Below are 23,624 nucleotides of genomic sequence, written 5' to 3'. Positions count from 1 at the left end.
TAAAACAGCAGGGATACCGGCGCCCGGCGGCGGTATCCCTATCTGTTGCTCTATCTACTGATCAGAGGGCATTCTGATTATTTAATAGACTCGTTATAGTTCTCGATCGCTTTGTTTACAGAAGCTGCAAGCTGATCAACAGCGTCCTGAGTTGTAAGCTTGCCATCATATACCTGCGGCATGATCTCGTTGAATGTAAGACGGGCTTCTGTCTGTACACCTGAGAGAACACCTGCTGTATTGCAGTTTACAGGAGAATCCTTCAGCTGGTTGATAGCTGTCTCGAAGTTCGGGTTTTCTTTGAGGTAAGCCTTCATATCCTCTGTCTCATAAGCTTTCTCGTTGATCGCAAAGTATCCTGTACCCATGGACCATTTAGCCTGTACATCAGGAGTTGTGATGTACTCGATGAATTTCCATGCTGCATCTTCGTTAGCTTCGTTGCCTGTATCTGTAAGCCACAGGGATCCACCACCGATGATAACACCGCCTTCATCATTCTGCTCGATTCTCGGAAGATATCCTGTACCAACTTCGAACGGAGAAGAATCAACTGCATTTTTCAGGATAGCAGTAGACTCGATGATCATACCAACCTGTCCGGAGAAGAATGCTGTCTGAGTATCTGCTGTTGTTGTTCCGTAATCTTCGAAATATCCGGAATCATACAGCTTTTTCCACATATCAAATACTTTCAGGCCGCCGCCGTTGGAATCAAAATCAACAGCTGTAACTGCCTCTTTACGTCCATTGTCATTGTTTCCGTATGTTACACCAAGTCCTGCAAGCTGCTGCTCAAAGAACCATCCGTAAATAGCCTGTGAATAACCAACCGGAGCTGCTCCGCTCTCTACGATCTTCTTGGCATCCTCAAGAACCTCATCATAAGTTGTTGGCGGAGTTTCAGGATCAAGTCCTGCTGCCTCAAATACGTCTTTGTTGTAATACAGCATAGGTGTGGATACGTTAAATGGCATTGCATACTGCTTGCCGTCTACGGTATAGTAGCTGCTGATAACCTCCATAACAGAGCTCTTATCATAGCCTGTGCTCTCAAATTTGTCTTCTACAGGAATGACAGCACCACTGTCATACATGAACTTTGTTCCTACGTCATACATCTGGCAGACATCCGGAAGACCGGAGTCACTCTGCATAGCAGCTTTCAGTTTTGTGATGGTATCATCATAGGTTCCCTGATACTCAGCTTTAATCTCAATCTCATCCTGGGATGCGTTGAAATCATCCACGATCTGCTGAAGCACCTCACCGTTTGTGCCGCCCATTGCATGCCAGAATGTAAGTGTTGTTTTCTCAGCTGCACTTACTGAGCACGGAGCTGCCAGAGATGCAGCCATGATTCCTCCTAAAAGAATCGCCATCCATTTTTTGTTGTTCATATAGAAACCCTCCTTTTATAATGGTCCGACCCGCCCCAATACAGGTCGGACAAATTAACATTTTTGCTACTTGCTCTTATGTGATTGGATCAACCCTTAACAGCACCTGCTGTCAGACCACTGATCATCTGCTTCTGACCAATGATAAATACAAGGATCGACGGAATCAGGATAACCATAGCGCCAGCCATAACCGGTCGGAAGTCTGTTGCCTCAGCCCCCTGAAGCATACCAAGACCGATCTGAACCGTTCTCATATTTACACTGTCTGTTACAAGCAGTGGCCACAGATAGTAGTTCCAGCTCTGAAGGAATACATAGATGATCAGAGCACCCAGTGATGGTTTGATAAGCGGAACACCGATGGTATATAAGAACTTGAAATTTGTACATCCGTCAATCTCTGCCGCCTCATGGATCTCCTTCGGCAGTGTCAGGAATGCCTGACGCATGTTGAATACCGCAAAAGCTGCTGCTGCATTAGGAAGGATCAGCGCTGCGTATGTATTACGGATACCCCAGTCAGCAATAGTCAGGTAGTTTGCGATGATGATCGCCTGGCTCGGGATCATCATGGTTGCCAGCATAATATAGAACAGGACCTTTTTGCCTTTGAACTCCATCATTGCAAAAGCATATGCTGCAAGAGCACCTGTAACGACCTGAGCAAATGTGATAACACCGGATACGATCAGTGAGTTCTTAATGAAGGTAAAGAACGGTGCAAGCTGAAATGCTCTTGTGTAGTTCTCGATAGTCAGATGGGACGGCCAGAACTTTCCGCCGTAGATCTCCTTCAGATCCATCATACTAACATTGAAACAGTAGATAACAGGAACAATAATAATAATTGCAAAAATAATATTCAGCGCATACATCGCCACTTTTACATATGGTTTTTCTTTCATCAGTAGGTCACCTTCTTTTCCAGTCTAAACTGCAGTGCAGTCAGGATGATCAAAATAACAAACAGAATTACGGATTCTGAACAGGCCACACCGAAACGGCTGTTGATAAATGCCTCCTGGTAAATCTCATACACGATAACGTTGGTACTCTCTGCCGGTCCGCCCTGGGTCATCATCTTGAACTCTGCGTATGCCTGTACGGAGTTGATGACATTGATGATGAGAAGGAAGAACAGTGTCGGAGAGATTGACGGAATCGTTACATGACGGTGCTTCTGGAAGAAATTCGCTCCATCCAGGGCAACGCTCTCATAAAGCTCAGCCGGTACACTCTGGATCGCTGCAGTAAGGTAAATGAAATTCATACCGATCGCCATCCATACACTAACGATCGTAACTGCGATCAGTGCATATTTCTTATCTGTCAGCCATCCGATATGAGTTCCGAGCGCCCTGTTCAGGATACCCAGAGAGCTGTGGAAAATAAACATGAACACTACAGATGCCGCTGCTGCGGAAATAGCCATCGGAAGTGCATATACAGTACGGAAAAATCCCTTTGCCCTGATCTTCTCTGTACTGATGATCGCCAGTATAAAACCGAGCACAATAGAAAGGATAACTCGCATAACAGAAAATTTCAGTGTTGTCACCAAACTGTTAAGGAACGTTCCATCTGTAAAAATATTCGTATAGTTGTCAAGTCCTACATACTGTGCCACCTGACCAAGAGGTGTGGTTCTGGCAAAGCTCAGCTGGATCGTCTTAACGAACGGCCAGAATACAAACAGTATAAAAAGGATCATTACAGGAACCAGATAGAGATAAGGCTCCACTGTCCTGAAAAAAGATTTTTTACTTTTCATTGTATATCACCTGCTTTTCATAAATTTACGTACTACCGATCAGCTGCATCATCACGATATCTCTGTCCCCCTGACAGTGCTGATCATGTTGCTCATTACACATTCTGCTGAAAAACATTTCCGTTATATCTTCCAGCAATTACCCCAATACATTAAGCAAAACTCTCATTTACGTTCTGCTGTCAAAAATGCCCTCTCACTACCCTCCTTTGTATTTGCGCGTTTGTTATCTTTACCAACTTTTTACCAAATGATAACACATTTCTTGTATATAATCAACAGTTATTTCTCTATTTTCCAATATTTCTTTATTTATTTTAAGCAATTATTATTTGATAATAATTGTTTTTTTATCTATTTTATACAATTTATCATACTTCAATAAGGCAATCCATTCTGATCACCTTTTCTAAAAAACAGATAAAAAAATCGGCAGAAAATAACACATCCTTCGATGTATATCTTCTGCCGTTCTCTCTTCTCAATGGCATCATCTGTTTTTATACAAAACAGACACAATCTCAACTTGTTAATCCAGATTATACAGTAAAATCCACTATAAATCAAGACTAAACACGTATTTTTTATGCAAATCTTATAAATACTTTTTTCACAAGCAATCCATTTCATTACACGGAAATTGTCTTTAATTCACAGCTGTTGTGGAACACTTATACTTTTTTCTTCCTGTACCAGGATATTAAATACAAAACTATACCAAAAATTATCAAAAATGGAGCAACTGCCACCAAAACAGTTGTTAAAAGTATCACAATTAACGCTGCAATGGCGATCACGATTGCCTTCCCATACCATGTGCTCAGATCCAGTTTAAAGCTTCTTGCCTTTCCGGCACTGCTCTCCGTCCCATTATCCGCATAATCATCTGCACCGTAGCTCTCTTCAGAATAACCAGACTCATCATAAACAGCTGCACTGTCATCTGTATCGATCAAAGTCTTGGCGATCAGCCTGGGATCCCCCAGTTCTGCCAGAACATCTGATTCACTTCGACCGTTCCGGACCTGAGACTGAATGTAATCCTCATAATACCGCACATGAGCCGCAGCTCTCCCCTGGGTCATCTGTCCGGACAGCTGCCCCCGTAAAACCTCAAGAAACTCTCTTCTGCTCATAAATATGTCAAACCTTTCTTATGAAATATAATGAAAAAAACAAAACTCAAAACAACTCCAGAAACCTCACCTTGAAAACTTCTGCAAATTCTTTTTTATTACTCTCTTAAAATTTTTCTCATTATACCATAACCCATAAATTTAAATCAGAAACAAATCATAAAATTTTGATTAAAAAATAAAAAATCATAGTACAGCGCAAAGGGCGATTCATTTTCGGATGCCGCCAAAGCCGCATTCGGAAACGAATCGCCCTCCATGACGTTCGTTATGCCATCAAAAATCACTCAACATGAACAGCCCCTGTACTCCTGATATTCATCGGATAGACATTTTCCCTTCCAACATACTGAGCCATATAGTCCACATACGCATCTGCGTTCTCGATCGGAAGCACGCACATGATAACTCCTGCAAAACCACCACCATGAACTCTGCAGATACCAGCACCGATCTTATTCAGAAACAGCTTGGTAAGCGCCAGACTCAACGTGATCTTCTGCTCCTTGCAATTCTGCAGAGAATAACAGTTCTGCAGCCACTCCCAGGAAGAATTACCGGACTCCTCAAGAAGACGCAGGAATCCCTCACCGTCTTTATTCTCAACAGCCTTCACAGCATCTGCAACACGTCTGTTCTCTTCATAAAAATGCATCGCACGAAGAACAGCACGGTCATTCGGAATATCCTTCACATGTGCCAGAAGATTCTCCATATTGGACTCACAGAGAAGCTCTACGCCCATAGCCTTCGCAGCCTCACGCATCTCCATAGGAATAGAGGAATATTCCTCACTGAGATCTGCATGGCCCTTACCGGTATTTACGATCACAAGTCTGCAGCCCATATCCTCAAAGGAAAATGCGATCTTCTCACAGCTGATATTCTCTTTATCAGAGAAATCCAGAAGGATCGGGCCGCCGGCAGCACAAGCCATCTGGTCCATCAGACCGGAAGCCTTTTTCCAGTAAACATTCTCAGCATACTGACCTGCTCTCGCATACTCGCCATACTCCAGCTTACCTTCATTAAAGAAATAATTGGTGATCGCACATACAAGCATCTCAAAGGAAGCAGAAGAGCTTACACCTGCAGCGGCAATAACCTTGGTGGAAACATAAGCGTCAAATCCACCGGTAGCATAGCCTTTTTTCTGCATATACTCCATAATACCTGCAACAAGAGCATCTGTACCTTTTGTATAGGTTTCTGTGCTGAGCTTGTCAAGATCAACAACTACTTCCTGTTTGTAACCCTCACTGATCATATGGATCACATTGGTTCCGTTTGGATAAGCAGCACCGATGGTATCCAGATCGATACTTGCCGCAATGATCTGACCGCCGTTATGATCAACATGGTTGCCAATGATCTCCGTACGGCCCGGAGCAGTAAAAAACTCTGCCTTGTCATGATGATATTTCTTCTCGAAATTCACAGCAAGATTGGTATAACGGGCGCTGCTCTCCTCTGTTTCACCATAGATTTTTTTCAGCACGTCTGCTGCCGGAATTTTAATTGTTCCCATTTTTTCTTCCTCCTGTTATATAGTTTACACCCCAGATCCGGAAGAACCTGAAAAGATCTTCCGCTCTGTCACGCTTCATGGTTACTGTTCACTCCGTTCTCAGCAACACACTTCGCAATGCGCAGAATATCACCAGTGAATAGTAACGCTTCATGTACTTTTATTATAACAGTCCCGTCTTTTCTGTCCATAACAATTTTGTGTAAAAACCGTATTATTTTGTGGTGATCCCGGAATATCCCTTTGCATTTTCTGCCTTTTCTGATAAAATAAATTCCACTATGAAAAGCAGATATACACTTCAGGATCCGCGCACAGAAGGAAGGAGGTAACACCTTGCAGATCATCACAGATCCCGCCGGAAAAGAACTGAAAAAACACGGAGACAGCTCCTTCCCATTCCTGGTAAGCTACGAGCGGCTTTCCGGCTATGAGACCGGTTCCTTTCTGTGGCACTGGCATCCGGAGATCGAGCTTACCTATATCGAAAAGGGCGAAATGCTCTACAAGATCAATCAGAATACCTTTCACCTGAAAGAGGGACAGGCAATCTTTGGCAATGCCAATGCCCTTCATGCCGGACATATGTATCAGGATCAGGACTGTCAGTATATCCCCATAACCTTTGACCCCAAACTGATCTACGGATTTTCGGGAAGCCTTCTTTTCCAGAAATATACAGAACCGATCCTCCGAAGCTTTTCCCTGTCCGCCGTACCGCTTGATCTATCCTGCAAATGGCACTCCGAGGCCATAAAAGATATCCGTGACATCATCGACCTGGACAGTAGCCGGGAACCCATGTATGAATTTGAGATCATCGCCAGACTGCAGCACTTCTGGAAGATCTTGTATGAAAATACGATCTCCCGGACAACTCTTCCATCCGGTCAGGATGAAGAAAACTACCGCCGCATCCGTCAGATCATGTCCTATATCGCAGAACACTACTCTGAAAAGATCCTCCTGAATGATGTTGCAGACCTGATCCACTTAAGTCCCAGCGAATGCAGCCGGCTTTTCAAAAAATGCATGAATATCACTCTCTTCGGATACATCCAGGAATACCGCATTGAACGCAGCCTGGAATATCTGGAAAATCCCTCCTGTTCTATTACGGAATCAGGACTGCTGTCCGGTTTTTCGGACTCTAATTATTACACAAAGGTCTTTACGAAAATCAAGGGCTGTACACCAAGACAGTACAGAAAAAATCAGGAGCTGTGACATGCTCCTGATTTTTAACCATTTAGTGCTCCATACCTATGAAGCAGAACAATATTTATCCGTGAAAATGGCTGTTATCTGAACAGCTCTTTCATTGCCGGATACAGTTTGCGGAATTTCCGGTATTTTTCTTCATATTTTGCAACCAGCTCCGGTTCCGGTTCTACCGTATCTACTACCCTGACCAGCTTATTACAGATCGTTTCCACATCCGGGTATTCACCGCAGCCTACTGCTGCCAGCATTGCACCGCCCATGGACGGACCTTCCTCATTCTCCGGCACATCCACCTTCAGGTTCATCACATTTGCAATGATCTTTTTCCAAAGAGGGCTCTTGGCTCCGCCGCCGCAGATCTTGGTGCGCTCAATATGGATCCCGAGGCTTCTTGCAACCTCAAGGGAATCTCGAAGTCCGAAAGCAACTCCTTCCAGAACAGCCTGTGTCATATCTGCTCTCGTGGTATCCATGGACATTCCGAAAAATACGCCTCTTGCATCCGGGTTGTTATGCGGAGATCTCTCTCCCATCAGATACGGAAGGAAAAACACCTGATTTTCGCCAAGCTTTTGGATCGGTGCCTGCTCTGCCGCAAAATCCTTTGTCTTAAGGATCTCCTCTGACCACCATTTGTTGCAGGAAGCAGCACTTAACATGCATCCCATCAGATGATAGCTTCCATCTGCATGGTCAAAGGAATGCAGTGCATTGTTTTCATCCACTCCGAAATCTTTGCTGGAAATAAAGATCGTACCGGATGTTCCAAGGGAAATGTTGCACTGGCCATCGCCAACCGTTCCTGTTCCCACAGCTGCCGCAGCATTGTCGCCTGCACCTGCTACAACCTTCACATCTTCTGAGAAGCCAAGCTCTTTTGCAACTTCCGCTTTCAGGTTTCCGACTACCTGCCAGCTCTCGTACAGCTTCGGAAGCTGTTCCTCTGTGATATGGCAGATCTCAAGCATTTCCTTTGACCAACAGCGGTTCTTCACATCCAGAAGAAGCATACCGGAAGCATCGGATACATCTGTGCAGAAGGATCCGCTTAAGCGATAGGCAAGATAATCCTTCGGAAGCATGATCTTTACCACTTTTTTAAAATTCTCAGGCTCATGCTTCTGCATCCAGAGGATCTTTGGTGCAGTGAAGCCTGCAAATGCAATGTTTGCGGTATACTGAGAAAGTTTTTCCTTTCCGATAACCGTATTAAGATATTCCGTCTCCTCACCGGTACGGCCGTCATTCCAGAGAATCGCCGGACGGATCACATTGTCATCTTTATCCAGAGTTACAAGACCGTGCATCTGACCGCCAAAACCGATTCCTGCTACTTCTTTGCGGTCAATCCCTTCTGTGAGCTCTTTGATCCCTTCCATGCTCTGGGCGAACCAGTCCTCCGGATTCTGCTCAGACCAGCCCGGATGGGGAAAGAACAACGGATATTCTTTTGATACGATGTTGCAGATCTTTCCGGATCCTTCCATAAGAAGAAGCTTTACAGCGGAAGTTCCAAGATCAACGCCAATATAATACATAGTGATTTTTCCTCCTGTAAATACAGAAACCGCAGCTCTCAGTTCGCAGCGCCTGCACGCCTGAGAGCCCGCGGTTTCTGAATCGTATTTAACCAAATCAAGAAAGTCCCCTGCGGGGTTACGAAAAGCAATAAGCAGCGAGTGGAGACTTGCTTGTATCAGGCAGCACGTACGGATGATCTTACCTGCCTGTTTTAATTATCTCCAAGGATTCTCTGTCGGATATCTCACGCCTGCCGGCTGATTGTAACCGATCTCTTCAACCGGTACACCAATGTATTTGAACACCTCGAAGAGAGCTTTTCCGTGATGTCCGAATGCTACAGCACCGTGATGCGGGAATCCTCCCTCGATCAGCACGTGACGGTAGAAACGTCCCATCTCCGGAATTGCAAATACACCGATAGCACCGAAGGAACGTGTTGCAACCGGAAGAACCTCGCCGTGTGCGATATATGCGCGAAGCTTGTTGTCCGCTGTACTCTGCAGACGATAGAAGGTGATATCTCCAGGCTTGATATCTCCCTCAAGAGTTCCGTTTGTAACCTCGATTGGAAGGGATCTTGCCATGATCATCTGATATTTCATCTCACAGAAGGACAGCTTGCTGGATGCTGTGTTTCCACAATGGAATCCCATAAAGGTATCCTGAAGCGTATAGTTGAATTTTCCTTCGATAGATTCTTTGTACATATCCTTCGGAACGGAATTGTTGATATCAAGAAGTGTAACGATATCATCACTTACTACCTGTCCGATAAACTCACTTAATGTACCATAGATATCAACCTCACAGGATACCGGAATGCCCTGTGCTGTCAGACGACTGTTTACATAACATGGAACAAATCCAAACTGTGTCTGGAATGCAGGCCAGCATTTTCCTGTCAGTGTTACATATTTACGATATCCTTTGTGATCTCTTACCCAGTCCTTCAGAGTCAGCTCGTACTGTGCAAGCTTCGGAAGGATCTCAGGTTTCTTGTTTCCCGCACCAAGCTCTTCTTCCATCTCTTTTACGATCGCCGGGATCCTTTCATCACCTTCATGCTTGTTGAATGCCTCGAAAAGATCCAGCTCTGAGTTCTCCTCGATCTCAACGCCAAGGTTGTAAAGCTGTTTGATCGGTGCATTGCAGGCAAGGAAGTTTGTAGGACGCGGTCCGAAGCTGATGATCTTCAGGTTGCTCAATCCCTCGATCGCTCTTGCGATAGGAAGGAATTCATGGATCATATCTGCGCAGTCCTCTGCATCACCTACCGGATACTCCGGAATATAGGCTTTTACATTACGAAGCTGCAGATTATAGCTTGCATTCAGCATACCGCAGTAAGCATCTCCACGTCCCTGGCAGAGATTATCCTGTGTTTCCTCAGCTGCTGCGATAAACATCTTCGGTCCCTCGAAATGCTTTGCAAGAAGGGTCTCAGAAATCTCCGGTCCGAAGTTTCCAAGATATACACAGAGTGCGTTACAGCCTGCTTTTTTGATATCCTCCAGAGCCTGGACCATATGGATCTCACTCTCTACGATACAGACCGGACATTCGTAGATATCCTTTGCATCGTATTTCTTTGTGTAAGCGTCTACAAGAGCTTTTCTCCTGTTTACGGAAAGGCTTTCCGGAAAACAATCTCTGCTGACTGCAACGATTCCGATCTTAACTTCTGGCATGTTGTTCATAATCTTCATTCTCCTTTTTATATCCGGCAGATTTTCCACCGGTGATATTATTGTTCGTTTTTATATCCCACTGCACAGCACTTCACCGTGAAATCAGTCAAGTGTGATATTTTCACCCTTCAATCCGTTGAATGCGCCTTCGATCTTCGCATCCTCATGAGCGATAAGCCATTTATTCCGGGCTGTCATCAGACCGTCCTCTCCGTCCCCGGGCACCGGGAAATCAATCTCTGTGTTGGTTCCTCTCGGAAGAACAACTACACACTGAAATCCGCTCTCATTCACATGACACGGTGCATAGTGGAGAGTTGTGGCATAAACCTCGATCCCGGTTCCTGCCGGTACCAGAAATGCCTCCACCTTTGAGGTATCGTATGTAAGATCCTCTTCTATATCCTGCTGATGTCCGATAAGCAGTACAAGATCTGTCACTGCTACATTGATCTCGGAATTCCGATGATATTCCAGGGCATTCAGCTTTTTGTTATGACCATTGCAATATCCGATCTGGACAGGTAATCCACCAAACGCTCTGTTTTTCAGTTCCTTTTCCACATCGAGAGCTTCCAGCTCCTCTGCTGACGGAACATATACCACATCCTCCGGGACCGGTGTATGCTTCATCTCCTTCAGAAGCGGACCGAAATTGTATCCCTCCAGAACCTTTCCGTATCTGCGGAAAGCCGGATCTGTTACTTTCTGAATTTTCACGATTTAACCCTCCTTACAAAATTACTGTTTCACAGCTTCTCTGCATCTTCGTTTTGAACTGAAAAAAGCATACCACATCATGGTATGCTTTTCGCCGCTTTTCTTGACTCATTCATAGCACTTTTTTGACATTTTTATGATTCTGACGCTCCACTCTTCCCGGCAGGATCCCGTAACGCTTTACAAATTCCCTGGAAAAAGCCCTGCTGCTTGCAAACCCGTTGTCAAGTGCGATGGAGCTGATGGTATGATCTGTATTCAAAAGCTCCTTATAGGCGTATGCCATGCGGATATCCTGTAAATATGTCTTAAAATTGACCTTCGCATATTTCCGGAACATCCTTGACAGATATGCATCGGAATATCCGAACATGGCTGCAAGTCCGGAAAGCCTGAGATCCTCCTTGTAATGCTCCCGCATATAAGTGGTTATTTTTGACAAAGCATCCAATCTGCGGCTGATCTTCAGCGCATTCTCCTCCACCTCTGTTTCCCTGTATGCGGAAACCATAAGATAAAGGACTTCATAGAACACTGCCCTGATACGGAATTCGTACCCCGTTTCCCCGGATACGTACACCCGATACATCTCCCGGATCAGAGAAACCATCCGCCTGTCTGTTTCCTCAGACTCTTCGTTTCTGCTCCGAAAACGGATGAACCTCTGAGCGGTAAAATAATCCGAAAACTGCTTCAGCGGGATCTGCAGTACGATGGTCTCATTACGTACTGGCGCCTGAATAGAATGTACTTCATTGGAATTAATGATCAGAAACTCCCCTGCCTTCAGCGGATACTCTTTCTCATCGATATAGAAATAAAGGCTCCCCTCCATCACCGCAAAGATCTCGATCGAAGTATGCCAGTGTTTTTCCCGTACATAATTTCCGTTTCTTCCTTCAAAAAGAAAAAGCTTAAAAGGAAATCCTTCATTGGGAATGATCAATTCATGCTGAAACTCCATGCTCCTTCTCCCTTTCCTGCTGTCCGGTCTGGACCCGGCGCATCATACTTCCGTAAAAAGCCGCCAGGATCTGCTGAAATAACGTTCCGATCATAACCGGAAATAATGTTTCCGCCGGAAAATACGCTCCCGCGATCACCGCACCGGCGCTGATGTTCCGCATTCCGGAACCATAGATCATGGAAACCGTTGCCTCTTTATTCTGTCTTGTAAGAATGGCAATGATCCAGCCAATGGCATATCCCCCTGCTGCCAGGACCAGGATCGCTGCTGCTACCTCCAGCCGTTCTCCATTAAGATGCTTCATATAAGGAGAAACCTTGGAGGAATTGGAGGTTACCACAAAGATCAGGCACATTTTTGAAAAAGGTGCCAGCTTTTTCGGCCAGATCTCCATAACCTTTCCATGGCTGACTTCATTAAGGCACATGGCAAGGACTGCCGGCAGAGCGATCATGAAAACCAGCTCCTTCATCATTCCCACAGTATCCATTTTTACGCTGGAGCCCACCAGGAGCTTCAATACTGCCGGGATCAGAAAGGGAGCCAGGATCGTATCGATCACAACCAGTGAAAGTGACAGCGGACTGTTTCCATTATAAATGGATACCCACATCAGACTGATCACCGCTGCAGGTACGGAAAATTCCAGCACCATTCCTGTGATATAATTCATATTGCCCGGGAACAGAAGATGTCCCAGACCGCAGGCGGCCACCGGTCCCAGCACATGAAGGATCAGCAGCATCAGGATCAGCGGAAGCGGCCGCTTAAACACATCTGCAACATCACGGAACCTGGATTTCAACGCACCGATAAAGGTCATAAATGCAAAAGCATACGTCACATAGGGCACGCCATGCTTCGCAATATCCGGAAACAGCACCCCTGTAAGCAGACAGGCCGGCGTCACAAAAGCCATCCATTTCTCTATAAAGCTGTTAAATTTTTCCAGCATATCACACCTCTTGTTTGTCTTTTTTTCTGTCTTTTTTTACAGTTTATCACAAAAAAACAGCGGTGCAAGAAAAAAATCCCCTGTTTTATAGCCGATTCCGGACAAATATGATATGATAGTATCCATCCAAAAGCAACCTGAAACCAGGGCGGACTACAGATAACCGCCAAAATGATCATTTTTTATGATCTGGAAAACGAGGCAAAAAATGATTTCTTTAATTATACCATGCTTCAATGAGGAAGAATCCCTTCCGCTTTTTTACCCGGAAGCCACTTCTGTCCTCAGGCAAATGAACTGTGATTATGAGCTGATCTTTGTGAATGACGGTTCCAGAGACAGAACCCTTGAGATTTTAAGAGAGCTTTCCGAAAAGGATCCTCATGTGATCTATCTTTCTTTTTCCAGAAACTTCGGAAAGGAAGCTGCCATGTATGCAGGCTTCTGCAATGCCGGCGGCGATTATGTAGCAGTAATGGACGCTGATCTTCAAGATCCGCCGTCCCTTCTCCCGGAAATGCTGGAGAAGCTGGAATCCGGAGAATATGACAGCGTTGCCACCAGACGTGTCAGCCGTGACGGAGAGCCACCTATCCGGAGCTTTTTTGCCCGGAAATTTTATCAGCTGATCAATAAGATCTCGGATGCAGATATTGTGGACGGCGCCAGAGACTTCCGTCTGATGAAGCGCAGTATGGTGGATGCCATCGTCTCCATGAGTGAGTACAACCGCTTCTCCAAGGGAATCTTCGGCTGGATCGGTTTCCGCACCTGCTGGCTCCCCTACAAAAATATCGAACGCGTAGCCGGTGAGACCAAATGGAACTTCTGGAAGCTGTTTAAATACGCCGTCAGCGGCATCATCAATTTTTCTCAGGTACCGCTGACCATCGCCTCCTGGTTCGGAACGACCATGACCGGTTTTTCCTTTCTGGTCCTGGTAGCCATCATCGTCCGAAAGCTGATCTTCGATGATCCGGTCCCAGGCTGGGCTTCCACTATCTGTGTCATCATCTTCATCGGCGGCCTGCAGCTTTTCTGCCTGGGTATCATGGGACAATACATAGCCAAAACCTATATGGAGGTCAAGCAGCGCCCCCATTACATCATAGCAGAGTCCAACAAAAAGGACTTTACACCCATACGTTGATTTTCTATTCTGTCGGCAGCTCGACCACCTGATATTCGTGGCCCAGCGCCGGCAGGATTTTTTCTTTTACATCACTGGTCTTCATCAACAGAGTGGAAGTATTGATACACGGATGGCATCCGAAATATTCTTCATCCAGGACTTCTTTATCGATCACCAGGTGTACCTTCTTTTCTTTATCAAAGATCAGTCCCATCAGACTTAAGGACCCCGGGGTAATGTTCAGATATTCCTCCATCTGCTCTCCGTCTGCAAAGGAAAGTCTGGCTGTTCCGATCTGTTTGGACAGAAATTTTGTTTTAAATGGCTTCTCTCCCGGCATCAGCAGCAGATAGAAATCCGTTTTCTGTCGGTTGCAGAGAAAAAGATTTTTGCATATCTGCGCTCCCAGAAGCTGATCCACTGCCTCGCAGGCCTCCATGGTCATCAGTGCTTCATGATCTGCTCTTTTATATTCAATCCCAAGACTATCCAGAAAATCGTACACTGCGATTTCCTTCTCCAGACGGCCCTCGGTGTTCTCCGGTCTTCCTGTATAGACTGTTTTGTCAATTCTTGGTTCTTCCATGATGTCTCCTCCGTTATTTTTACATTCTCATATGTCCAGGTCTTAGTCGCAGCACATTACGCTTTACTGCTTCACCCGTAACCTGCCGATTTGTTTAATCATAGCACACCTGTAACAAATAAGATACTCCGGATTTCCGTCTGACTATTGACGATATCAGCCTCGGATGCTATACTCTCAGGCAGAAAGGGAATGAAGTTCTCCCCCGATCTTTATCGAAACCGCCAATGAGCTGATGACTTCTGTGCAATGCACGGGGTTATCAGCTTTTTTTGATGGATTTTTCAAAACGGGGAGATTGAAAGGAGTTACTATGACAAAAGAAACTATCCAAAAAGAACATCGGATCCTGCAGCTGAAATACGCTGTCCTTGCAGTGGTCGTGGGAATCTGCGTCGGGATCGTAGATACTATCTTCGGCCGGGGCCTGCTGGCGATCTCTGATCTTCGCACCGCATACTGGCAATATCTGCTGCCTTTCCTGCCTCTGTCCGGACTTCTTATTGTGTGGATGTATCATCATTTCAGCACCTTAAGCTTAAATGGCATGTCCCTGATCTTCGAAACCGGGCAGAAAAAAAGAGACCAGATTCCTCTGGTTCTTGTCCCTCTGGTAATGATCGGCACCTGGATCACTCATCTCTTCGGAGGAAGTGCCGGCCGTGAAGGTGTTGCCGTGCAGATCGGTGCTACACTCTCCCACGAGGCCGGACGCAGGCTGCATATCCGGGAAAATAAGCCTGTCATGCTGATCACCGGTATGGCTGCCGGTTTTGGCGGTCTGTTCCAGACGCCATTAGCCGCTGTATTTTTTGCCATGGAGGTGATCGTTGCCGGATATCTTGAGTACGATGCGCTGCTGCCGGCACTTATCGCCGCATATACAGCCTCCTTCACCTCTCATTTCCTGGGACTGGAAAAATTTGCTGTGGATATCCAAGACACCTGGACTGTGACCGATCTCCGAAGCATGATCTCTCTCATTGCTCTCGGACTTGCCTTTGGTCTCGCAGGACGATGCTTTTCCGTACTTCTTCAGAAAGCAAAGAAATTATTCGGGGAAAAAATCTCAACTCCGCTGATCCGCATCGGTGTCATGGCCATTCCACTGGCAGCTCTGCTGTTTGTGATCCATGGCGGACGCTACACAGGTCTTGGAACCAATCTCATCTCCGCTTCCTTTGCCGGAGAAACGATCTACGGATATGACTGGATTCTGAAGCTTCTGTTTACTGTATTTACACTTGCCATCGGTTTTCAGGGTGGCGAAGTGACACCACTGTTCTCCATCGGCGCTTCCCTTGGAGTCGTCCTGGGTTCCATCCTCGGGATCCCTCCCATTATCTGCGGGGCACTTGGCTACGCCGCAGTATTCGGCAGCGCCACCAACACCCTCATCGCCCCGATCCTTATCGGCCTGGAAGTCTTCGGCAACCGAAATACCCTTCCCCTCATCCTGGTATGCATCCTCGCTTATCTGGTCAACGGAAATCACTCCATTTATGGAGCACAGCAGAAGGCACTTTGCAGGTTTGAGGAGTAGATATGTACATATTTTTTATTCGGTCATGGCTGACTCGGTTGTGGCCGAATAAATTCTCCATCACCTAAAGGTAATGGGCTTCTAAGGATATCAGATTCGCCATATGATTCCTTTCTTCAGCTATTAATGGATTCTATCTCCGAATCATCATATATTTTCTTTAACTCTTTTCTCATTTCCTTATTGATACTTATATATTTTGAATCATTATCAGCCCATTTTACTTTCAGGATATCGTGTTTGCGTATATATAATACAGGCAGCCGGCTTCTGTGCTTATCCATAAAGATTCCCTGGCTTTCATAAAAAATTTCCTGCAGATAATCATTCATTTCATCTACCTGGATTACAAATGTAAAACGAATATCCTTCTTTTTTTCTTCTCTGCTCATCTCATTGATCCAGAACTCTGCAAATTTATCATTTAACAACAAAACATCATTTCTATCCATATCTGTAATATCTATAAGCGCCCAGATATTCACCTGATTATTTCTATTTTTCTTGAAAAAACTTACTTTTCCTTTTTCGTCCAGTTCATATTCTGACTTTTTTTGGTACTGGTTATGTAAAAGCCCTTTTTCAAATACAACGTTTCGTTCTTCGACCTCTTCTGGAAAAGTTATTTTGATATCTATTAACTTCTCATATTTGTAACAAATAAAACTGAATGGCATCCAGATTTCTTTTTTATTCTCTATATACCTGTAGCTTCTTGCATGAATCCTAGCACTATGCTTCAAAAATTGAACATACCCCGCTGTCATTAAAATATACAGTGGTAATAACGCTTTTTCAATCGCATCATTCCCACTGCTATTCGTCCAACATTTCCAACAGGAATATACTGCTGCAAAAAAAACATCTGTCAAAAGCAACATTTGAAACAGAAAACAACCTCTGATTCCGGAAAACCATTTTCGATTTTTTCTCATCATCCCATAAACATATAGAGGATTTTCATCTACACTTTCCGAAGAAATATCCTGATCCGGTGTTTCGCCACATCTGAATACCCATCCAGTCAATGCCAAATATCCCCAAAAGGCTACTCCAAATGTGAATCTATCATCTTCAAAAATCCAACGATATGACAAAAATAAAATACAAAATAACAAAATTTTTCCAAGTATATTATTTTTTCTTTTTCGGTTTATTATGATCCCCCCTAGTCATCAGGCCTGTACAACATCCGATATTCCCAGACAATCCAACAGATCTTTTTTCATTTTCTCATATTGTTTTTTACATCTCGAATATCTATATAACGGAAGGATTTCCAAGCGATTATAATAACGGTTATATACCGCTCCAAGACGGTATCGTCTTTTATACATCATTATCCCTGAATTATTCCGTACAATGCTCTTCAGAACACGATTATCATCTTCTACTTCCAGCACAAAGGAAAAATATATTTCCTTTTTTTCCTCTTTCGTTGTAATATACTGTTTCCAAAATTCTACAAAAGCTTTATTTAATTTTCCGATATCCGCTTCCTGAAACAAATCTGTTTTTACATATGCCAAAATATGTATCTCATCTGTTTTGTCATATCTGTAGAAAAAAGTTTTTCCATTTCGAGGAGCTTTATACGTATTTATATATTGATAAATTCCAAAATCTTTTTCCATTACATCAGAATGTATCTGTAAATCCCTGTAACACACCGGATTTTCATAATACATATTGATATTCTGGCACAGAAAACTGAATGGCGCCCAATTTCCTTCTTTATCTGTTGGGTATTTATAATTCTTTTTATAAAATTTCACATAAAATATCCACATGCATGATCTTGCCATGATCATAAAAGCCAGCGAGATATTCAGAAGGATTTCTATCACTGTACTATTTATACCTGGATTTACATACTGCATCCCCAGATATGTAAAATACACTCCCAGCCACAGAATCATTATTTTTCGCAAAAACAAAAAACTTTTTAACTTTCCGTTTTTCCTGATAGGAAGAGCATATTTCGATTCCTTTTTGTCATTTAACATACCGTGTACATAAAATGGATTCTGACAGTTATAACTATCCGGCACATTATAAGGGGTTTTCCATCTTGACGGTATAATAACCGTAGGAATAAATAGAATATTTGAGATCATCAGGCTTACCAGAACCGCCAAAATTTCCATTACACCGACCGGCGCCAAATAGAAATAAAAAGATTTCAGTAATCCTCCAAATACCAGGGCATATACGCATAAATAAATTGATTTGCTCAACATGTCGATCATTTCTCTGTATAATTGCCTCTTTCTTTTCTAATACATATTCTTTTAATCAAGTGATATCTTCTCTCCATTTACAGAAATCCAGTAATCTTTCGGTTTGTGTTCCATGTATCCATAACATATCTTTTCATTTTTGTTATTTTCTGCTTCCAGAAATTTTGTTCCCACAGAATCCTTCACATCGGCTATTACATAATTATCATCATTCGGTACTACCAGTACATACCATTCCCCATTAATTTCTATCGTTGACATATCGATATTTATCTTTACATCTTGATACTCTCTGCCTGTACCATAAAATATAGAATCCGGCAATTTCCATTTCCCAGAACTTTCCGGAAAAATCTTCCCCTCTACTGTTCCTTCGTTATCCATGATAACATATGTAGAATTTTCTCCCTGCAGAATACGGATGATCTCAGCATTATCACCATATGCTTCCACGGCTTTCTCCACAGAACTGAAACTTCGGTGAGTATACACTGTATCGCAAACAAAGAGTCCGATTCCTAATATAACAATTGGTGCGACAACCTTAACTGGTGTCTTTTTTGATTTTCTTTTATAAGAAATAGCGATCACCAGATTAATAATAATTACCAGATATACAATTGGTTCTATCACTTTGATCAACATACCTTTTTCACATCACCTTTGCATACAGTCTACAGATCTATATCACGTCTTCCGATCACCCGCTTCAGTTCTTCTCTCATTTCTCTGTAAATATTTTTATATCTGGACTTACGGTCCGTACATTTTATTTTTATGATGTCATGTTTTTTCTCATACAAAACAGCCATACGACTTCGATGTTTATACATTCGTGTTCCTGATCCATCATAAAAAATCCTGCTTATAGCATCATTGATTCTCTCAGTCTGGATCACAAAGGTAAAACGTACATCTTTCTTTTTTTCTTCTCTGGTCAGCTCATTACACCAGAAAATCTCAAATGCATCATTCAGAAGCTGGATATGCATTTTCTCCATATCTGCTATATCAATGATCGCCCATAAGTTTACCTGTTGATTTTTTCTTTTCTGATAAAAACAGATTTGGTCATTCTCTTTTAATATATAATTTGCTTTTTTAGCATATCCACTTTTAAAAAGACATTCTTCAAACACCAGAGGCTGATTTTTCTCCGTTTCTTCTGTTGGATCAGGCAGTATCCTTCCTGCCAGTCCCTGCATTTCATATCCGATAAAGCTGAATGGCATCCAGATACCTTTTTTATTTCTCGGATAGCAGAAACTTTTCTTATAAATATGGATATAATATGCCTCCACTACACCAAGACTCATTATTATTCCCCAGTAAATCCAGAAAAATTCCAGTCTGATTTCCTGATATCTTCTATGTATTATATGATCAGAAATGAACCCTGCTGTCATCAGAAGAACATAACTCAAAAGCAAAATCTGTACTACAAAATATCCATTTATCCCAGAAAGCCATTTCCTCTTCTTCATCATTTTTCGTACATACAGAGGATTCCTGTCATCATATAAATTTGCAAAAGGAAACCTTTCATTTCTTGCCCAAATTCTATCTGCCGATAATACAGCTTCTCCCATTGCCGCCAATACTAATGCCATTCTGATCTCCGGCATGATCTGGTAGCAAGCTGGTGTCAGAAGTAATGTTATTAGAAAAAAACGTTTTGTTTTTTCACTCAAGCGATATCTTCTCCCCATTTATAGAAATCCAATAATCTTTTGTTTTATGATATCTATTATTTTAATGACTACTTATTATTTTCCATCCAGTTCTGACCCAATCCTTCAAAAACCCGATTGGAACCATCTTCTGTCCATTTGCAGAAACCCAGTAGTCCTCTGGGTATTTTTTCAGATATCCATAGTAAACGTTTTCGCTTCCTTTTGCTTCGGAAAATTCTGTTCCTTCCGAATCGTATACATTCGTTATGGGAGATTTTATTCCCGGATATGGTGACACCACAACATACCATTCCCCATCAACTGCTACGGTAGATACGTCGACTATAATCCTGTCTCCTGTAAAACGCTTTGTGTCCTGAAACTCTGAATCTTCCGGAAGTTTCCAGCCGCTTTCTGTTTTTTCAAAAATCTGTGAGTCCATCACATCTCCATCATCCATAATAACCAATGCTGAAGTTTTTCCTCGCAATGTCGCCACGACATCTGACCGATCATCATAGGCTGTTACTGCTTCCTCAAGTGTATGGAAACTTTGTTCAGCCTCTTTGTTATTTTCGGACATCATAAATATGATGACCACAGACAAAACCGGAACCAGTATAAATATGGATATTTTTCGTGGGATTCTTTTCCTGGAATCCACAACTGCCACTATCATGAGCAACAGCAATAAGATTCCCCACGACCACCAGTTAGACAGTGAAATATTCATTTTTATGTTCTCCTTTTCCTACAATCTTGACGCTTCACAGATTGATCGCTACTTTATCTCCATCTACAGAAATCCAGTAATCATCTGGTTTCGTTTTCAGATATCCATAATATACCGTTATATTCTCATATTCCGTTTTTAAAAATTCTGTTCCAGCCGAATCGTGAACCTCATCTATAGAATTCTCCCCCATAAGATAATGTGGGAGTATTACAATATACCATGCTCCATGTATTTCTATTGATCTCATATCAATATTGGCATCTTCTGAAGGATAGCTCATACTTTTTCTGAAAAATGCTGAATCCGGCAATTTCCATTTCTTTCCATTTTTTGGAAAAATTCTTCCTTCAATAGATCCATCTTCATCCATGATAACATATGTAGATTTCTCATCCTGCAAGTTTGCTATTGGCTTCGCCTTAACATCATATGCCCGAATCGCTTTATCCAGCGAGGTAAAATTTCGCTGCACAAATACTGCCTGAAACATAATAAATAACAAACCAACCAGAAAAATTGGTCTGATGATAAAAAGCGGTACCTTTTTAGATTTTTTCTTGCATACGAGAGCAACTGCCAATGCAATAAACATTAATATTGTTATAACTCTTTCGAAAATGCTCAATATCAGATTCGCCATATGATTCCTTTCTTCAGCTATTAATGGATTCTATCTCCGAATCATCATATATTTTCTTTAACTCTTTTCTCATTTCCTTATTGATACTTATATATTTTGAATTATCATCAGCCCATTTTACTTTCAGGATATCGTGTTTGCGTACATATAATACAGGCAGCCGGCTTCTGTGCTTATCCATAAAGATTCCCCCGCTTTCATAAAAAGTTTCCTGCAGGTAATCATTTATTTCATCTACCTGGATTACAAATGTAAAACGAATGTCTTTCTTTTTTTCTTCTCTGTTCATCTCATTGATCCAGAACTCTGCAAATTTATCATTTAACAACAAAACATCATTTCTATCCATATCTGTAATATCTATAAGCGCCCAGATATTCACCTGATTATTTCTATTTTTCTTGAAAAAACTTACTTTTCCTTTTTCGTCCAGTTCATATTCTGACTTTTTTTGGTACTGGTTATGTAAAAGCTCTTTTTCAAATACAACGTTTCGCTCTTCGACCTCTTCTGGAAAAGTTATTTTGATATCTATTAACTTCTCGTATTTGTAACAGATAAAACTGAATGGCATCCAGATTCCTTTTTTATTCTCTATATACATGTAGCTTCTTGCATGAATCCTAACACTATGCTTCAGAAATTCAACATACCCCGCTATCATTAAAATATACAGTGATAATAACGCTTTTTCAATCGCATCATTCCCACTGCTATTCGTCCAACATTTCCAACAGGAATATACTGCTGCAAAAAAAACATCTGTCAAAAGCAACATTTGAAACAGAAAACAACCTCTGATTCCGGAAAACCATTTTCGATTTTTTCTCATCATCCCATAAACATATAGAGGATTTTCATCTACACTTTCCGAAGAAATATCCTGATCCGCTCTTCCGCCAAATCTGAATACCCATCCAGTCAATGCCATATATCCCAAACCGGCTACTGCAAATGTGAATCTATCATCTTCAAAAATCCAACGATATGACAAAAATAAAATACAAAATAACAAAATTTTTTCAGGTATATTATTTTTTCTTTTTCGGTTTATTATGATCCCCCCCTAGTCGTCAAATACATTTCCCATATATTTTTACATACAAAACTTATACATAAACCCAATATAACTTTCCTAAATACTTATAACACTTCATATACCGCGTTCCTTTTCCCGGAGTATACTCACATCCCCCGCCAATAACTCTCCCATACTTTCGTATTGCAATATTAGAATTAACAAAAGCATTGCATGCATAATCTCCACAATAAGAACTTATTTCCTCCTCTGCCAATTGCCTTATCTTTCTACTTTTTTCTTCATTAACCGCACTTCGTAATGGTAATGCCTCTGAAAATGAAAGATTCATATTTAAAATTTTTCGATTTGCGTTATGATAATCTTTTCTCATATATTCCAAATATCCTCTTTTCTCCGGCCCCATACTCGCTAAAGGATTTAAAATTAATGATATTCCCGCACTTACCGCACCATTTATAACCGCGCTTGTAAAATCTCTATTTTCATAATAATCACTTGCAAACGAAGTAACACCACTTACAACTGCACCTGTTGTCGAACCACCAATTCCCAAAAATCCCATAGCGGTTCCAAGTCCTGCGGAAGCGGCAGTGATCCAGTTTATCTCTGACAGATTTTTCCCCTCAAAAATCATCTGACATCCAACTGAAAGTCCCATTCCAGCGACAAAACTTGCTGCTGCAACCATCCATGCATTTCCATCCTGATCTGCACGTACCAGTGGATTATCGTCACAGTAGGCAAATAAATTTCGATTATGTAATGTCTCCATAGATGCTTTTTCACTTTTAAAGTTATCCGCACTGATAAATCTCCGGATCTCCGGATCATAATACCGGTTCTTCAGATAGTACATTCCGGTTTCTTCATCGTAGTAGTAGCCTCTGTAACGGAACGGGTTGATTTTCCAATGGTGCCGGCTTTGCTGCCGGTGATGCTCAGGATTTTTCCCCAGCTGTTATACTTGTATTCTACTACAGTCTCTCCGGCGTCGTCAATCAGTGCAATGACATCATTCTGCAATAGTAAATTTTTCGTTACGGTTCCCTCCGACAGCTTTCCAATCTCCCACGTTCATGCTATACTAAACCTATCTCTGTCTGCCCGTTTCAGTCA

The 23,624-nt window shown here is 42.5% G+C and carries 23 protein-coding genes and 1 riboswitch; of the genes, 3 read left to right on the top strand and 20 right to left on the bottom strand.

Going from position 1 to position 23,624, the window contains the following annotated elements; genetic code table 11:
* Positions 1–77: 77 nt before the first annotated feature.
* The 5 genes from DWW77_RS10215 to DWW77_RS10195 all read right to left on the bottom strand — a co-directional run bounded on the left by DWW77_RS10215 (position 78) and on the right by DWW77_RS10195 (position 5,838).
* On the bottom strand, positions 78–1,400 hold the full coding sequence (locus tag DWW77_RS10215; protein WP_015527452.1) for an ABC transporter substrate-binding protein: 1,323 nt from the start codon (positions 1,398–1,400) through the stop codon (positions 78–80).
* 89 nt (positions 1,401–1,489) lie between these two features.
* Positions 1,490–2,308: a carbohydrate ABC transporter permease gene (locus DWW77_RS10210; RefSeq protein ID WP_021651865.1), complete on the bottom strand. Its 819-nt coding sequence runs from the start codon at positions 2,306–2,308 to the stop codon at positions 1,490–1,492.
* Positions 2,308–3,174 carry a carbohydrate ABC transporter permease gene (locus DWW77_RS10205; RefSeq protein WP_022426943.1) on the bottom strand — a complete coding sequence of 289 codons (867 nt, stop codon included), beginning with the start codon at positions 3,172–3,174 and terminating at the stop codon, positions 2,308–2,310. The genes DWW77_RS10210 and DWW77_RS10205 overlap by 1 nt, the downstream gene beginning before the upstream one ends.
* A 671-nt stretch (positions 3,175–3,845) precedes the next feature.
* Positions 3,846–4,310, bottom strand: a complete 465-nt coding sequence (locus DWW77_RS10200; protein ID WP_022426942.1) for a DUF1700 domain-containing protein — start codon at positions 4,308–4,310, stop codon at positions 3,846–3,848.
* 283 nt (positions 4,311–4,593) lie between these two features.
* Positions 4,594–5,838 carry a galactokinase gene (locus tag DWW77_RS10195; RefSeq protein ID WP_173739796.1) on the bottom strand — a complete coding sequence of 415 codons (1,245 nt, stop codon included), beginning with the start codon at positions 5,836–5,838 and terminating at the stop codon, positions 4,594–4,596.
* Between the two features lie 336 nt (positions 5,839–6,174).
* Between DWW77_RS10195 and DWW77_RS10190 the strand changes: the two genes are divergently transcribed.
* Positions 6,175–7,065: an AraC family transcriptional regulator gene (locus DWW77_RS10190; protein WP_118608658.1), complete on the top strand. Its 891-nt coding sequence runs from the start codon at positions 6,175–6,177 to the stop codon at positions 7,063–7,065.
* Positions 7,066–7,139: 74 nt separating this feature from the next.
* Here the strand turns inward: DWW77_RS10190 and xylB are convergent, their stop codons facing one another.
* From xylB to DWW77_RS10165, 5 genes are all read right to left on the bottom strand, one after another.
* Entirely contained in the window at positions 7,140–8,600 is a 1,461-nt protein-coding gene (gene xylB, locus DWW77_RS10185; RefSeq protein WP_021651858.1) for a xylulokinase, read from the bottom strand.
* A 198-nt stretch (positions 8,601–8,798) separates the two neighbouring features.
* On the bottom strand, positions 8,799–10,283 hold the full coding sequence (locus DWW77_RS10180; RefSeq protein ID WP_015527462.1) for an L-fucose/L-arabinose isomerase family protein: 1,485 nt from the start codon (positions 10,281–10,283) through the stop codon (positions 8,799–8,801).
* Positions 10,284–10,376: 93 nt separating this feature from the next.
* Complete coding sequence (locus DWW77_RS10175) at positions 10,377–10,994, bottom strand: DUF4867 family protein (protein WP_118608657.1); 618 nt, start codon at positions 10,992–10,994, stop codon at positions 10,377–10,379.
* Between the two features lie 112 nt (positions 10,995–11,106).
* Positions 11,107–11,958 (bottom strand): AraC family transcriptional regulator, encoded by an 852-nt coding sequence (locus tag DWW77_RS10170; protein ID WP_118608656.1) that lies wholly within the window; start codon positions 11,956–11,958, stop codon positions 11,107–11,109.
* Positions 11,942–12,916 carry a bile acid:sodium symporter family protein gene (locus DWW77_RS10165; RefSeq protein WP_022426937.1) on the bottom strand — a complete coding sequence of 325 codons (975 nt, stop codon included), beginning with the start codon at positions 12,914–12,916 and terminating at the stop codon, positions 11,942–11,944. The genes DWW77_RS10170 and DWW77_RS10165 overlap by 17 nt, the downstream gene beginning before the upstream one ends.
* 208 nt (positions 12,917–13,124) lie before the next feature.
* On the opposite strand from DWW77_RS10165, the gene DWW77_RS10160 reads away from it, so the two are divergent.
* Positions 13,125–14,066, top strand: a complete 942-nt coding sequence (locus DWW77_RS10160) for a glycosyltransferase family 2 protein (protein WP_022426936.1) — start codon at positions 13,125–13,127, stop codon at positions 14,064–14,066.
* Positions 14,067–14,070: 4 nt separating this feature from the next.
* Here the strand turns inward: DWW77_RS10160 and DWW77_RS10155 are convergent, their stop codons facing one another.
* Positions 14,071–14,634, bottom strand: a complete 564-nt coding sequence (locus tag DWW77_RS10155) for a prolyl-tRNA synthetase associated domain-containing protein (RefSeq protein ID WP_021651853.1) — start codon at positions 14,632–14,634, stop codon at positions 14,071–14,073.
* Positions 14,635–14,813: 179 nt separating this feature from the next.
* Positions 14,814–14,886, top strand: a riboswitch (Fluoride riboswitch).
* A gap of 61 nt (positions 14,887–14,947) precedes the next feature.
* Here DWW77_RS10155 and DWW77_RS10150 point away from each other — a divergent pair.
* Positions 14,948–16,177: a chloride channel protein gene (locus DWW77_RS10150; protein ID WP_022426935.1), complete on the top strand. Its 1,230-nt coding sequence runs from the start codon at positions 14,948–14,950 to the stop codon at positions 16,175–16,177.
* A gap of 116 nt (positions 16,178–16,293) precedes the next feature.
* Here DWW77_RS10150 and DWW77_RS10145 read toward each other — a convergent pair whose 3' ends face one another.
* The 9 genes from DWW77_RS10145 to DWW77_RS18325 form a co-directional block, all read right to left on the bottom strand.
* Positions 16,294–17,205: a hypothetical protein gene (locus DWW77_RS10145; RefSeq protein WP_118608655.1), complete on the bottom strand. Its 912-nt coding sequence runs from the start codon at positions 17,203–17,205 to the stop codon at positions 16,294–16,296.
* Positions 17,206–17,352: 147 nt separating this feature from the next.
* Positions 17,353–17,706, bottom strand: a complete 354-nt coding sequence (locus DWW77_RS17860; protein ID WP_129976250.1) for a hypothetical protein — start codon at positions 17,704–17,706, stop codon at positions 17,353–17,355.
* A gap of 762 nt (positions 17,707–18,468) precedes the next feature.
* Positions 18,469–19,062 (bottom strand): hypothetical protein, encoded by a 594-nt coding sequence (locus DWW77_RS10135; protein WP_110102830.1) that lies wholly within the window; start codon positions 19,060–19,062, stop codon positions 18,469–18,471.
* Between the two features lie 29 nt (positions 19,063–19,091).
* The gene (locus DWW77_RS10130) at positions 19,092–20,108 is read right to left on the bottom strand and encodes a hypothetical protein (RefSeq protein WP_118369379.1); all 1,017 of its coding nucleotides are present in this window, start codon (positions 20,106–20,108) and stop codon (positions 19,092–19,094) included.
* Positions 20,109–20,169: 61 nt separating this feature from the next.
* Positions 20,170–20,823 carry a hypothetical protein gene (locus DWW77_RS10125; RefSeq protein ID WP_110102833.1) on the bottom strand — a complete coding sequence of 218 codons (654 nt, stop codon included), beginning with the start codon at positions 20,821–20,823 and terminating at the stop codon, positions 20,170–20,172.
* A 34-nt stretch (positions 20,824–20,857) separates the two neighbouring features.
* Positions 20,858–21,466: a hypothetical protein gene (locus DWW77_RS10120; RefSeq protein WP_147419589.1), complete on the bottom strand. Its 609-nt coding sequence runs from the start codon at positions 21,464–21,466 to the stop codon at positions 20,858–20,860.
* Between the two features lie 13 nt (positions 21,467–21,479).
* Positions 21,480–22,391 (bottom strand): hypothetical protein, encoded by a 912-nt coding sequence (locus DWW77_RS10115; protein ID WP_147419588.1) that lies wholly within the window; start codon positions 22,389–22,391, stop codon positions 21,480–21,482.
* A 184-nt stretch (positions 22,392–22,575) separates the two neighbouring features.
* A complete protein-coding gene (locus DWW77_RS10110) occupies positions 22,576–23,364 on the bottom strand; it encodes an RHS repeat-associated core domain-containing protein (RefSeq protein WP_243164956.1) in 789 nt (262 codons plus the stop codon).
* Positions 23,352–23,531, bottom strand: coding sequence for a hypothetical protein (locus DWW77_RS18325; RefSeq protein ID WP_243148673.1), 180 nt, complete (start codon positions 23,529–23,531; stop codon positions 23,352–23,354). The genes DWW77_RS10110 and DWW77_RS18325 overlap by 13 nt, the downstream gene beginning before the upstream one ends.
* Between the last annotated feature and the right edge of the window lie 93 nt (positions 23,532–23,624).

The organism is Ruminococcus sp. AF17-12 (genome assembly GCF_003479245.1).
Lineage (GTDB): Bacteria > Bacillota > Clostridia > Lachnospirales > Lachnospiraceae > Blautia_A > Blautia_A fusiformis.
Note: the sequence above shows the minus strand (reverse complement) of the source record. Positions and strands in the feature narration are given on the sequence as shown.

Coding starts and splice junctions, on each gene's coding strand:
- DWW77_RS10215 (WP_015527452.1), bottom strand. CDS start 1,400: ATGAACAACAAAAAATGGATGGCGATTCTTTTAGGAGGAATCATGGCT.
- DWW77_RS10210 (WP_021651865.1), bottom strand. CDS start 2,308: ATGAAAGAAAAACCATATGTAAAAGTGGCGATGTATGCGCTGAATATT.
- DWW77_RS10205 (WP_022426943.1), bottom strand. CDS start 3,174: ATGAAAAGTAAAAAATCTTTTTTCAGGACAGTGGAGCCTTATCTCTAT.
- DWW77_RS10200 (WP_022426942.1), bottom strand. CDS start 4,310: ATGAGCAGAAGAGAGTTTCTTGAGGTTTTACGGGGGCAGCTGTCCGGA.
- DWW77_RS10195 (WP_173739796.1), bottom strand. CDS start 5,838: ATGGGAACAATTAAAATTCCGGCAGCAGACGTGCTGAAAAAAATCTAT.
- xylB (WP_021651858.1), bottom strand. CDS start 8,600: ATGTATTATATTGGCGTTGATCTTGGAACTTCCGCTGTAAAGCTTCTT.
- DWW77_RS10180 (WP_015527462.1), bottom strand. CDS start 10,283: ATGAACAACATGCCAGAAGTTAAGATCGGAATCGTTGCAGTCAGCAGA.
- DWW77_RS10170 (WP_118608656.1), bottom strand. CDS start 11,958: ATGGAGTTTCAGCATGAATTGATCATTCCCAATGAAGGATTTCCTTTT.
- DWW77_RS10165 (WP_022426937.1), bottom strand. CDS start 12,916: ATGCTGGAAAAATTTAACAGCTTTATAGAGAAATGGATGGCTTTTGTG.
- DWW77_RS10160 (WP_022426936.1), top strand. CDS start 13,125: ATGATTTCTTTAATTATACCATGCTTCAATGAGGAAGAATCCCTTCCG.
- DWW77_RS10155 (WP_021651853.1), bottom strand. CDS start 14,634: ATGGAAGAACCAAGAATTGACAAAACAGTCTATACAGGAAGACCGGAG.
- DWW77_RS10150 (WP_022426935.1), top strand. CDS start 14,948: ATGACAAAAGAAACTATCCAAAAAGAACATCGGATCCTGCAGCTGAAA.
- DWW77_RS10135 (WP_110102830.1), bottom strand. CDS start 19,062: ATGTTGATCAAAGTGATAGAACCAATTGTATATCTGGTAATTATTATT.
- DWW77_RS10125 (WP_110102833.1), bottom strand. CDS start 20,823: ATGAATATTTCACTGTCTAACTGGTGGTCGTGGGGAATCTTATTGCTG.
- DWW77_RS10120 (WP_147419589.1), bottom strand. CDS start 21,466: ATGGCGAATCTGATATTGAGCATTTTCGAAAGAGTTATAACAATATTA.
- DWW77_RS10110 (WP_243164956.1), bottom strand. CDS start 23,364: ATGTACTATCTGAAGAACCGGTATTATGATCCGGAGATCCGGAGATTT.